This window comes from Segnochrobactrum spirostomi, assembly GCF_009600605.1.
Taxonomy (GTDB): Bacteria; Pseudomonadota; Alphaproteobacteria; order Rhizobiales; family Segnochrobactraceae; genus Segnochrobactrum; species Segnochrobactrum spirostomi.
Genome location: NZ_VWNA01000001.1, coordinates 510,789 through 522,835, shown reverse-complemented (window position 1 = coordinate 522,835; position 12,047 = coordinate 510,789). Strand labels below are relative to the sequence as shown.

10 protein-coding genes and 1 other RNA gene are annotated in these 12,047 nt (G+C 70.5%); 6 read left to right on the top strand and 5 right to left on the bottom strand.

From position 1 onward, the window contains the following. Positions 1-7: 7 nt before the first annotated feature. The gene (locus F0357_RS02350) at positions 8-889 is read right to left on the bottom strand and encodes an AraC family transcriptional regulator (protein WP_153478319.1); all 882 of its coding nucleotides are present in this window, start codon (positions 887-889) and stop codon (positions 8-10) included. A 178-nt stretch (positions 890-1,067) separates the two neighbouring features. Here F0357_RS02350 and F0357_RS02345 point away from each other — a divergent pair, with 178 nt between their 5' ends. Then, positions 1,068-2,489, top strand: a complete 1,422-nt coding sequence (locus tag F0357_RS02345; RefSeq protein WP_153478314.1) for an FAD-binding oxidoreductase — start codon at positions 1,068-1,070, stop codon at positions 2,487-2,489. A gap of 44 nt (positions 2,490-2,533) precedes the next feature. Next, positions 2,534-6,397: an AsmA family protein gene (locus F0357_RS02340; RefSeq protein ID WP_312861675.1), complete on the top strand. Its 3,864-nt coding sequence runs from the start codon at positions 2,534-2,536 to the stop codon at positions 6,395-6,397. 24 nt (positions 6,398-6,421) lie between these two features. On the opposite strand, the gene F0357_RS02335 is transcribed toward F0357_RS02340, so the two are convergent. The 4 genes from F0357_RS02335 to ssrA all read right to left on the bottom strand — a co-directional run bounded on the left by F0357_RS02335 (position 6,422) and on the right by ssrA (position 8,158). Next, a complete protein-coding gene (locus tag F0357_RS02335; protein ID WP_153478308.1) occupies positions 6,422-6,652 on the bottom strand; it encodes a ribbon-helix-helix domain-containing protein in 231 nt (76 codons plus the stop codon). A gap of 154 nt (positions 6,653-6,806) precedes the next feature. Beyond that, the gene (locus F0357_RS02330) at positions 6,807-6,998 is read right to left on the bottom strand and encodes a DUF4169 family protein (protein ID WP_153478305.1); all 192 of its coding nucleotides are present in this window, start codon (positions 6,996-6,998) and stop codon (positions 6,807-6,809) included. Between the two features lie 16 nt (positions 6,999-7,014). Beyond that, positions 7,015-7,581 carry an SspB family protein gene (locus F0357_RS02325; RefSeq protein ID WP_312861674.1) on the bottom strand — a complete coding sequence of 189 codons (567 nt, stop codon included), beginning with the start codon at positions 7,579-7,581 and terminating at the stop codon, positions 7,015-7,017. Between the two features lie 218 nt (positions 7,582-7,799). Next, positions 7,800-8,158: a transfer-messenger RNA gene (gene ssrA / locus F0357_RS02320) on the bottom strand. 181 nt (positions 8,159-8,339) lie between these two features. Between ssrA and F0357_RS02315 the strand changes: the two genes are divergently transcribed. The 4 genes from F0357_RS02315 (at position 8,340) to hflC (ending at position 11,979) form a co-directional block, all read left to right on the top strand. Next, positions 8,340-9,134 (top strand): thymidylate synthase, encoded by a 795-nt coding sequence (locus tag F0357_RS02315; protein WP_153478299.1) that lies wholly within the window; start codon positions 8,340-8,342, stop codon positions 9,132-9,134. Beyond that, entirely contained in the window at positions 9,131-9,667 is a 537-nt protein-coding gene (locus F0357_RS02310) for a dihydrofolate reductase (protein WP_153478295.1), read from the top strand. Before F0357_RS02315 ends, F0357_RS02310 begins: the two co-directional genes overlap by 4 nt. A 165-nt stretch (positions 9,668-9,832) precedes the next feature. Further along, positions 9,833-11,053, top strand: coding sequence for an FtsH protease activity modulator HflK (gene hflK, locus F0357_RS02305; protein ID WP_153478291.1), 1,221 nt, complete (start codon positions 9,833-9,835; stop codon positions 11,051-11,053). After that, entirely contained in the window at positions 11,050-11,979 is a 930-nt protein-coding gene (hflC, locus tag F0357_RS02300; protein ID WP_153478288.1) for a protease modulator HflC, read from the top strand. Before hflK ends, hflC begins: the two co-directional genes overlap by 4 nt. The last annotated feature ends 68 nt before the right edge of the window (positions 11,980-12,047 follow it).

The window sequence follows — 12,047 nt, the reverse complement described above, 5'->3', positions numbered from 1 at the left end:
GCCCCCCTCACAACCCCGCCCGAAACGCTCCCGGGGAGACGCCGGTGCGGGCCTTGAAGGCGCGGTTCAGGTGGCTCTGGTCGTAGAAGCCGCAGCGCGCCGCGACCTCGGCGGGCGCGAAGCCGGCGGTCAGGAAGGCCCTGGCGGCGCGGACGCGGCGGTCGGTCAGCCAGGCATGGGGCGTCAGCCCGGTCTCCCGGCGCATGGCGCGGATGAGGCGGGTCCGCGGAATACCGGCGATTCCCGCAAGGGTGGCGAGGTCGACGTCGTCCTCGTAATGCCCGTCGAGGAAGGCGATCGCCCGGGCCACGGGACCGGGCTCCCGCGGCGCGGCGAGCGACGGGGAGGTCCCGGCCGCCGGCAGCACGGCATGGCGGGCGAGGGCCGCGGAGAACACCGCGTGCAGCGCCTCGTCGGTTTCGAGCGCGCTCGCGGCCGCCTCCGCTGCCCGATGGGCCGCTCCGAAGCGCGCGACCAATTCGGGATCGCGCACGCAAGGGCCGCGGAACGAGATCCCGCCACGCACCGGACGTTCGCCGAGTTCGGCGGCGACGGCGGCGAGGAAATCCGCCGACGGGTAGCTCATCCGGTAGGCGTAGCCCTTGTCGTGGGGCGCGCCGTCGTGCACCTCACCGGGCTCGACGAAGCACAGCATGCCGGCCTCGGCATAATGCTTGGTGCCACGCAGGTGGAAGGTCTCGCAGCCCGCCTCGATGATGCCGACCACGAAGGTGTCGTGGGTGTGCGGCGCATAGACGTGGGTGCGGAACGTCGCGGCGAGGCATTCGAGCGAATCCTGCCGCGGCGCCCTGAAGAAGCGCGCCCGGTCGCCCGCCCCGACGGCGGTGGCGGCGAAGGCGTCCGATTGGCTGATGGCGTCGGCGTACATGCGATCGAGCCTGCCACACTCGGCCGCGCCGTGCGAGCGCAGCGGACCCGGCTGAGCGGGAGGTCCGATCGGGCGGGGGACACGGCGACGCGGCGGGCATCATCTGCGATCGCGGCAATTCCACCCGCCCCCGGATGCTCTAGGGTGCCCCGAAACCTCGAAAACCGGCTGCTGTATCATGACGATCGTCGAGCGTACCGAAAGCTTCGAGCGCCGCGGGCGCGTGGCGCAGGCGGTGGAGCGCCTGCGTCCGATCTTCGGCGATCGGCTGAGCCTCAACGAGACCGTGCTCGCCCAGCACGGCCAGACCACCACCTGGCTGCCCCACGAGGCGCCCGACGTCGTCGTCTTCGCCGAGACGACCGCCGACGTGGTGGCGGTCGTCGAGGTGTGCCGCGACCTCCGCCTGCCGGTGGTGCCCTATGGCGTCGGCACCTCGCTCGAGGGGCAGGTCAACGCGCCGTTCGGCGGGATCACGATCGATTTCTCGCGGATGAACCGCATCCTCACGGTGCACGCCGAGGACCTCGACTGCGTCGTCGAGCCGGGTGTCACCCGCACCCAGCTCAACGCCTATCTGCGTGACCAGGGCCTGTTCTTCCCGATCGATCCCGGCGCGGACGCGAGCCTCGGCGGCATGGTCGGCACCCGCGCTTCCGGCACCAACGCGGTGCGCTACGGCACGATGCGGGAGAACGTCATCGCGCTGACCGCGGTGATGGCCGACGGCAGCGTGGTGCGCACCCAGAGCCGGGCCCGGAAATCCTCGTCGGGCTACGACCTCACCCGCCTCCTGGTTGGCTCCGAGGGCACCCTCGGCATCGTGACCGAGATCACCTTGCGCCTTCACGGTCTGCCGGAGGCGATCATCTCCGGCGTCTGCCCGTTCGGCGCCATCGGCGATGCCTGCAATGCGGTGATCGCGACGATCCAGTCGGGGCTGCCCGTCGCCCGCATCGAGTTCATCGATGAACTCGGCCTTCGGGCGGTGAACCGCCGCTCCCATCTCGATCTGCCCGAGACGCCGACGCTGTTCCTCGAATTCCACGGCACCGAGGCGAGTGTCGCCGAGCAGGCGGCGCGCTTCGGCGAGATCGCCGCGGAGTTCGGCGGCGGCCCGTTCCGCTCGGAATCCCGCCCCGAGGACCGCAATCGGCTGTGGCATGCCCGCCACGAATTCTATTGGGCGAGTCGCGACCTGCGGCCGGGCAGCGAATCCTTCGTCACCGACGCCTGCGTGCCGATCTCGCGGCTCGCCGAATGCGTCACCGAGACGATGCGCGATCTCGAGGAGAGCGATCTCGTCGCGACGGTGGTCGGCCATGTCGGCGACGGCAACTTCCACACCCAGCTTCTCGTCGATATGAGCGATGCCGCCGAGGTCGAGCGCGCCAAGACCTTCGTCGGGCGCCTCGCCCACCGCGCCATCGCGATGGACGGCACCTGCACCGGCGAGCACGGCGTGGGGCAGGGCAAGATGAAATATCTGATCGAGGAGCACGGTCCCGGCCTCGCCGTCATGGCGGCCTTGAAGCGGGCGCTCGATCCGCTCAATATCCTCAATCCGGGCAAGATCTTGCCCGACATCGCTGCCGCGTGACGCGAGGCCGTCTTGAGACATCCGTTTAGCGAGGGAGGCCGCTTCTGAACGCGCTGTTCCTCAGTGTCGGCGTCGCCGTCATCCTCGCTTTCCTCACCGCTCTGGTCGGGCCCTATTTCGTCGATTGGACGGCCTATCGGCCGGCGATCGAGGCGGAGGCGGCTCGGCTTCTCGGCGTTCGGGTGCGCGTGCTCGGCGAGGCGGAGGTGCGCCTGCTGCCGACGCCGTCGATTTCGCTCGACGACGTCCGCGTCGGCGGCATCGACGCGCCGATCGTGACCGCTCAGCGGGTCGAGGCCGAGATCGAGCTGCCCTCGCTGCTGCGCGGCGAGGTGCGCGTCACCGCGCTCGATTTCGAGCGGCCGCAGATCAAGATCGACATCGATCCGGCCGGGCACCCGCGCATCGCGCCCGGCGCCGCCAATCCCGGTTCGCTCGCCCCGGCCCAGGTCAGCCTCGATCACGTCACGATCGAGAACGGCGAAGTCGCGATCTCCGATCGCCGCACCGGTCTCGTCCGCCGCATCACGGCGGTCAACGCGGCGCTCTCGGCGCGCACCCTCTCCGGCCCCTATAAACTCGAAGGCACTGCACTCGCGGACTCGGTCCCCTTCAACCTGCGCATCGCCACCGGCTCGCCTGATGCCCGCGGCGTCCAGATCAAGACGCAGGTCTGGTCTGCGCGCTGGCCGGCGGTCGTGGCGACCGACGGCACGGCGACGCTGAGCGGCGACGCCCCGGCCTATGACGGCAAGTTCACCGTGACGCGGCGCTCCGAGGCGGCGCCCGAGGCGCCGGGCGAACCCGACAAGAAGGCCGAGGGCGACAAGACCGGCGGCAAGGCCGCTCGGCCGGCCGCGACCGGGGAGGCGGGCCAGCCCGCCGTCGATCTCGAAGGCGGCTTCCGCCTCGATGCGACGAGCCTCGTCCTGAAGGACGTCGCGCTCGGCTACGGCGACGAGGGTCGCACCCTCGCCCTCAACGGCACGGCCGCCCTCGTGTTCGCACCGAAGACCCGCTTCGACGTGGCGCTCGCCGCCGACCGGGTCGATTTCGACGGCCTGTTCGGGGCCAAGCCCGATGCGGTCGTCTCGCCGGCGGAAGGCGTCGCCCGGGTGGTCGGGCTCGTGGCGGGCCTGCCGCTGCCGAGCGTCCCCGGCAAGGTCGATCTCAGCGCGCCGGCGGGCATTCTCGCCGGCGGCATCATCCAGAACATGACGCTGAGCGCATCGCCGAGCGACCACGGCTGGACGGTCGAGCGGCTCACCGCCGAGCCGCCGGGCGCGACCAAGCTCACCTTGACCGGCGACCTGCGGACCGGACCGGCGCCGCGCTTCGACGGCCGCGTCGTGCTGTCGTCGGCCCAGCCCGGCACCCTCGGCGCGTGGGCGCGGGCGGCGGCCAAGGTGCCGACCGGTATCCCGGCGATCGCCCTCGACGGAACCTTCTCCGCCTCGGCGACCGGCGTGTCCTCGCCGAGCTTCACGCTCACGAGCGGCGACCAGAGCATCCGCGGCAATTTCGGCTGGCGGCCGGGCGACGGAAGCGTCGCCTCGGCGCTCGACATCGCGCTCAGGGCCGGCCGGCTCGATTTCGCGACGCTCGCCGATCTTGGCCGCGCCGTCTCTCCCGCCGGCTTGCCGGTGTTCGTCGCCGGTCTCGCCGGCAGCGTCGCGTTCGAGATCAATGCCGAGACGGCTGCCTTCCGCGGCGTCGAGGGTAAGGCTCTGTCGATCCAGGCGGCGCTCGACGGCGGCACGCTCGCGCTCCGCAAGGTCCACGTCGAGGATCTCGCTGGCGTCCGCGTCGAGGCGCAGGGCAAGGTCGATCGCTGGCTCACCGCGCCGCAGGGTTCGGTGACGGCGAGTCTGTCGGCCCGCGATCTCGGCCCGGCGGCAGCGCTCGTGTCGAGCTTCGCCCCGACGGCGCCGGCGGCGGCCCTGTTCGCCCGCGCGGCGCCGCTGCTCGGCCCGGCCGATCTCACGGCGACCTTCGAGGCCGGACAGACCGGCAACGGCGAGGGCACCCAAGCGAACCTCACCCTCGCGGGCACCGCCGGTGGCACCACGCTCGACGGGCGCCTCGCCTTCGCCGGCAAGCCTGCGGACTGGCGGAGTGCCGATCTCAAACTCGATCTCACCGCGAGCGCCGCGGACGGCGGCAAGCTGATCGGCCAGTTCGCGCTGCCGGTGTTGCCGATCGCGGCGAACGGCGCCGGCAAGGTGAAGCTCGCGCTCGACGGCACGGTGAGCGGAGATCTCGGAACGGAATTCCAGGTGGATCTCGCCGGATCGTCGCTGTCGGGGAAGGGGAGTTTCGCGCTGCCCGCCGGCGCGTCGGCGCGCAGCCGCTTCGATCTCGCGCTCCGCAGCCCCGATCTGGTGCCGGTGGCGCTCGCGCTCGGCCGGGTCTTGCCGGCCTTCGGCGGACCGGTCGATGCCGATCTCGCGGCCCATGTCGAGACCGCCGGGCCGCGCCTCACGATCGCGGCGCTCAAAGGCACGCTCGCAGGCACCAAGATCGACGGCGCGGGCACGGTCGATGCCGGGCTGCCGCGTCCGAAGGTCACCGGCCGGCTCGCCGTTGCCGACGCGGACGGCGCGTTCCTGACCGAGCTCGGGCTCGGCACGGATGCCTGGGCGCTTCAAGGTGACACCGGAACCCATTGGCCCGACGCGGCTTTCGGGCCGTCGCTGGCGGCTGGACTCGATTTCGACGGTGAACTCGCTGCGGAACGTCTGCGGCTCGGCGGCACGGTGGTCGGCGACGCACGGCTCCATCTCGTCTCGGATGCCAATGGCATCACCTTCGACCCCGTCGCGGGCACCCTCGGCGGCGGCCGTCTCACCGGGCGGCTCGCCCTCGGCCGCGCCGGGGATCAGGCGCTCGTCACGGCCCGCGTGAGCCTGGAGAACGCCGCGATCGACGCGGTGCTGCCGCAGGCGGTTCTGAACGAGGCCGGGCCGAAAGAGATCAAGGATGGCAAGGCGGACCTGACGCTCGGACTCGACGGCTCCGGCCGCTCGATCGCCGCGGTGGTCGCCTCGCTCGCCGGCAGCGGTTCGCTCGCGATCCGCGACGTCGCGATGCCGAACCTCGATCCCGAAGCGTTCGACGGCCTGACCGACCTCGCCGAGAGCGGGTCCGTGCAAATCGACGATCAACTGGTCCGCACCCGGCTCGAAGCCGGCCTCTCCGCGGCGCCGCTGCCGGTCACAGAGGCGAAGGGCCCGCTGACGGTCGGCGGCGGCGTGGTGCGCTGGAACGACGTGGCAGTGACGGCGAAGGGGGCGGCGGTCTCGGGTTCGGCCCAGGTCGACCTGACGAAGTGGGGCCTCGACAGCACCTGGACGCTCACCGTCGATGCGGGAGAGCGCAAGGTCGAGGGGGCGTCGCCGGCGATCCAGGTGTCCTATGCCGGGCCGCTCGACGATCCGAGCCGTTCGATCGACGTGACGGCGCTGTCCGCCTATCTCAACCTGCGTGCCTACATCGCCGAGCAGAAGCGGCTCGAGGCGATCCAGGCGCAGATGATGGAGGGCCAGCGCCTGCGCCGCGAACTCGACCGCGAGCGGCAGGAGCGGGAGGCCAAGGCCCGCGCGGCGGAAGCGGCGCGTCAGGCGGCGATCGCAGCGGCCCAGGCGGCCGAGGCACGCCGGCGGACGATCATCGAGGCCGTCTCGCAGAGCGCCATCAAGGCCGCCGATCCGAACAACGAGGTGCTGCCGCCGCTCGCGTCCCTGCCGCCGGTGATGGGCTTGCCGCAGGCCGGCGACGGCAAGGCCTCGCCGGGAACGGGGACGGGGACGTCGGGCGCGTCGAGTGGAAGCGGCCAGAGCGGGTCCGGCACCTTCGTGGCGCCACCGCCCGTCTTCCCCCTGCCGCCGGCTCCGCCGGCGCAACGCTGACGAAGCGGTGCGGCCGACGATCGCTCAGGCGGATGCCGGCGCGTCGCTTCCGGCCGGCCGGCGATAATGATCGAGCACATAGACGCGGAGCGCCGAGGCGAGGCCGCCGGGCGCGCGGGTGCGGTCGATCTCGGCGATGAGCTGCGAGATGGCGAGGCCGCGCGCGGCGGCGATCTCGCCGAGCGCCTCCCAGAAGGCGGGCTCGAGAGCCACGCTGGTGCGGTGGCGGCCGATGGTCAGCGAACGCTTGTCCAAGAATATGCGCCTGGAATCGAGGTCTGCCTGGAATCGAGAGGGCCTGCGGTGCAGGTGCCCGGCGCAGGTCCTATCGGAACGGGATGGCGGCGGGAAGCAGGGGCGTCGAGGAGGCAGGTTCCGAATCGCGTCCACCGATCGCTCGCACTGGACGTCAGTCTTCGAGGTCGTCCCGCGCGAGCCGGTGCGCGTCGAGCCGCCGCTCGGAGCGCTCGGTCTCGTCGCGGGTGGCGTTCCGCTCCGCCTTGGTGCGGCCGAAGGCGACGCGGTTGGCGTCTGCCGCGGCCTCGCGCTCGGCGCGGGCTTTGCGCTTGCGGGCCTGACGCAGATTGACGATGTCGCCCATCGCGCCGCCCGTGCGCTCAGGGTTTGCGGCGGAAGGCGTCGAGGGAGACGACGGCGGCCCCGGCATTCTCGCCCGGCGCGGCGTCGGGCTTCGCCGTCGGCTTGTCGCTCGCCTCGGCGGCGGCAGCCGGCGAAGCGGCCTGCTCGGGCGCCGCGGCGGGCTCCACGGCGCGGGCCGGCAGCGGCGTCGGACCGGCGACCGGCTGCTCCGCCTCGGCGCCGCGGTCGTGCTCCGGATCGAACTGGAGGCCGAACTGCACCGACGGATCGAAGAAACCCTTCACAGCGTTGAAGGGGATATAGAGCTTCTCCGGAACCCCGCCGAACGACAGGCCGACCTCGAAGGCGGTGTCGCTGACATTGAGCTCCCAGAACTGGTGCTGGAGCACGACCGTCATCTCCTCCGGATATTTCTGCCGGAGCCGAGACGAGATCCGCACGCCTGGCGCGGTTGTGTTGAAGGCGATGAAGAAATGATGTTCGCCGGGAAGCCCCGCATGGGAGGCCTCGACCAGCACCTTTTTGACAACGCCGCGCAGCGCCTCTTGGACGAGCACGTCGTAGCGGATGAGGTCTTCGCGGATGAGGTCTTCGGCCATATCTCCGGCGATCCTGGCGCCCACACGAGAAATTCCGGTAGGCCCGCTTTCCGCCGTTGTCGGCCGGACCCCGATGAACCCGAGGCCCGATCCGCGACCAACGCGCCCACGCGAGAGATACGCGGAGAAACACGGTAGCCTTGAGATCCGCGGCCTGGCGGCGATCTTCCTTGCGGATCGCCGTTCCCCGTCGGGAAGGGGAAAGTGAGGGCTTCTGTTGCCAGGTGCCCTCGGACCCCGCCTGAAAGTGCTACCCCTCAGGACTTGATTTCCGTTACCGGCACCGCATTACGCGGCGACAGCCACCGGAGCATAGTTGTCATTCGCAACTATAGGTTTGGTCCGATATCGGCGGTACCATGCCGAGCGAAAGAACGACCTTTACACCCTCGTCGATCCTATTTCGCCCCCGCCGCAACCCACGCTCGTTCGCGTGGGCTCTGGTGGAGGCGCCGGGTACCGCCCCCGGGTCCGAAAGGTTTATTACGCCGACCATTTATCGCCATAGCTGACCGTCGCCAGCGAACCGAATATAGGACGCCCGCGCGGATTTCGGAAGGGCGAACGGCATCTTCCCGCGGGAAGCCCGGCGACGCTGGATGTGGCCCCGCCTTATCCACACCCTGGGCGGGACCGCGCGCCTCGCCGACGGCGCGGCTTTCGTGCGATCTTGTCCGGCCTGCGAATCGGCCGCCCCGTTCGTCGCTGCATGCGGCGTGCGGGTCGCCGCTGAAGGTGGAACGATGCGCCAGTACCACGACCTGATGAGGCGGATCCTCGACGAGGGCGTCGCCAAGGAAGACCGCACCGGCACGGGCACCCTCTCGGTGTTCGGCCATCAGATGCGGTTCGACCTCGCCGAGGGCTTCCCCCTCGTCACGACGAAGCGCCTCCACATCCGCTCGATCGTCCACGAACTGCTGTGGTTCCTGCGCGGCGAGACCAACATCCGCTATCTCAAGGACAACGGCGTCAGCATCTGGGACGAATGGGCCGACGAGAACGGCGAGCTCGGACCCGTCTATGGCCGCCAATGGCGCTCGTGGGAGGCGCCCGACGGGCGTGTGATCGACCAGATCTCCGACGTGCTCGCCCAGATCCGCCGCAACCCGGATTCGCGCCGCCTCGTCGTCTCGGCCTGGAACCCCGCGGACGTGCCGGCGATGGCGCTGCCGCCCTGCCACCTCCTGTTCCAGTTCTACGTCGCGAACGGACGGCTTTCCTGCCAGCTTTATCAGCGCTCGGCCGACGTCTTCCTCGGCGTGCCGTTCAACATCGCCTCCTACGCGCTGCTGACGCACCTCGTCGCCCACGCGACCGGGCTCGAGCCCGGGGATTTCGTCCACACCCTCGGCGACGCCCACCTCTATTCGAACCATCTCGAGCAGACCCGCGAGCAATTGTCCCGGTCGCTGCGGCCTCTGCCGCGGCTCGAGATCAAGACGGACAAGCGCGACCTCTTCGCGATCGAATACGAGGACATCGCGGTCCACGGGTACGACCCGCATCCGGCGATCAAGGCCGAGGTCGCGGTATGAAAGCCGGCCTCGTCCTCGTCGCGGCGGTCGCCGAGAACGGCGTGATCGGCGCCGCGGGCGGGATGCCGTGGCACCTCTCCAGCGATCTCAAGCGCTTCCGCGCGATCACCACCGGCCATCCGGTGCTGATGGGCCGCAAGACTTATGCGTCGATCGGTCGCCCGCTGCCGGGGCGCGACACCATCGTCGTCACGCGCGACGCGGCGTTTGCGGCCGATGGCGTGATCGCCGCGCCATCGCTCGAGGCCGGCCTGGAGATTGCCGACGGCAAGGCCGCCGAGCGCGGCGTTGCGGCGATCATGGTGATCGGCGGCGGCGAGATCTTCTCGGCCCTGATCGGGCAGGCGGCGGCACTGCGCATCACCGAGGTCCACGCCGTGCCCGACGGCGACGTTCTCTTCCCGGCGATCGATCCGGCCCTGTGGCGCGAGACGGAGCGAAGCGGCCCGGTCCGCGGCGAGCGCGACAGCGCGCCCGTCTCGTTCGTGGATTATGTGCGCCGTGTGCCGCTTGCGGCACCGACCGAGCGTTGACGATCGCTATCCCCTTCACCACCTTGGACCATGCGGGCCGGAGCGGAGCCCGGCGGCTCGGTTTGAAAGCCGGCGGCGTAGCCCCTATAACGCGGCGGACGTTGCACGAGCGGCCGGACATCCCATGCGACGGCCCCCATCGTGTGCGGGAACCGAGGAGCGAGAATGCCCTGGAGCAATCAGAGCGGCGGCGGCGGCTGGAAGGGCGGCGGCCCGTGGGGAGGCGGCGGCAACAACAGCGGCGGCCCCTGGGGCAGCGGCCCGCAGCGGGGCAACAACAATTCGGGCCCGCCTGATCTCGAGGAGCTTCTGCGCCGCAGCCAGGAACGCCTGCGGCAGGTTCTGCCGGGCGGCGGCGGTGGCGGCCTCGGCTGGCGTACCGTTGCGGTCGCCGGCGTCGCGGTCGTCGCGATCTGGCTCGCCACCGGTTTCTACCGGGTGGAACAGGGCGAAGTCGGCGTTCAACTCGTGTTCGGCCGCTATGTCGGCATGACGCAGCCGGGCCTCAACTACAACTGGCCCTATCCGGTCGGTTCGGTCGAGACGCCGGACGTGCTGCGCATGCGCGAGACGACGGTCGGCATGCGCGAGATCGAGCCCGTGCGCGGCGGCCCGGCGACGGGCGTCGACGTGCCGGAGGAGAGCCTGATGCTCACCGGCGACGAGAACATCGTCGACGTCGACTTCAAGGTGTTGTGGCGCATTTCGAACGCGCCCGATTATCTGTTCAACATCCAGAACCCCGAGAGCACGGTGAAGGCGATCGCCGAGAGCGCCATGCGCGAGATCGTCGGTCGCACCGACATCCAGCGCATCCTCACCGATCAGCGCGAGCAGGTGCAGGCGGATGTTCAGGCGCTGATGCAGCGCGCCCTCGACAGCTACCAGTCGGGCATCGAAATCACCCAGGTCCAGATGCTGAAGGTCGACCCGCCGCAGCAGGTCATCGACGCCTTCCGCGATGTCCAGGCGGCGCGCGCCGATCAGGAGCGGGTGCGCAACGAGGCCCAGGCCTACGCCAACCGCGTGGTGCCGGAGGCGCGCGGCGAGGCCTCGCAGATCACCGAGGCTGCCAACGCCTACCGCGACCGCGCGATCGCCGAGGCCGAAGGCCAGGCGGACCGCTTCCTCAAGATCTACGAAGAATACCGCAAGGCTCCGGATGTGACGCGCGAGCGCCTCTATCTGGAGACCATGGAGGGCGTGTTGGGCTCGACCAACAAGATCATCATCGACGAAGCGGCGGGCGCGAACGGCGTCGTTCCCTACCTGCCGCTCGACGGTCTGAGGGCCGGGCCCCGGGTCCAGTCCACGTCCAACGGCGCGTCGAGCACCGCGCCCCTGTCGCAGCCGTCGACCGGCGCGAGCACGGAGGCCGCACAATGAGGGGCGGCATCGTCGGTTTGATCGTCGCCGCGCTCGTGGCGATCGTCGCTTATTCGTCCATCTTCGTGGTCTACCCGACCGATCAGGCGATCGTCCTGCAGTTCGGTCAGGTGCGCCGCTCGGTCACCCAGCCGGGGCTCTATTTCAAGGTTCCCTTCGTCCAGAACGTCGTCACCCTGGACAAGCGCATCCTGGAGCTCGACGTGCCCCAGCTCGAGGCGATCGCCTCCGATCAGAAGCGGCTCGTGGTCGATGCCTTCGCCCGCTACCGCATCCAGAACCCGGTTCTGTTCTACCAGACCGTCAACAACGTTCCGGACGGCAACCGCCGGCTCTCGACCTTTGTGCAGTCCGCGGTGCGCTCGGTGCTCGCCGACGCGACCTTCATCGCGGTGGTGCGCGACGATCGCCCGCAGCTCATGGAACGCATCCGCCAGGAGGTGGAGCGCCGCGCCCAGGGCATCGGCGTGACCATCGTCGACGTGCGCATCCGCCGCGCCGATCTGCCGGAGGCGAACAGCCAGGCGATCTATCGCCGCATGCAGACCGAGCGCGAGCGCGAGGCGACCGAGATCCGCGCCCAGGGTGAGGAGGCGGCCCGCCGCATCCGTGCCCAGGCCGATCGTCAGGCGACCGTCATCGTCGCTGAGGCGAACAAGACCTCGGAAGAGCTGCGCGGCGACGGCGACGCCCGGCGCAGTGCGGTGTTCTCCGCCGCCTATGGCCGTGACCCGTCCTTCTTCATCTTCTACCGCTCGATGCAAGCTTATCGAGAGGCGCTGAAGCCCGACGGAACGCAGCTCGTGCTCTCGCCGAAGTCGCAATTCTTCCGCTACTTCAACGATCCGATCGGCGCCGGCGGTGGCGTGACGCTGCCGCCCGCGACGACGCCCGGGCCGGCGGTCCCAGCGCCCACCGCGCCGTGAGGCGGGGCGAGCGGCTGCCGCGTCCCGCCTCCGCGGCGGGACGCATGCGGCGCGGGGATTGCGGCAAC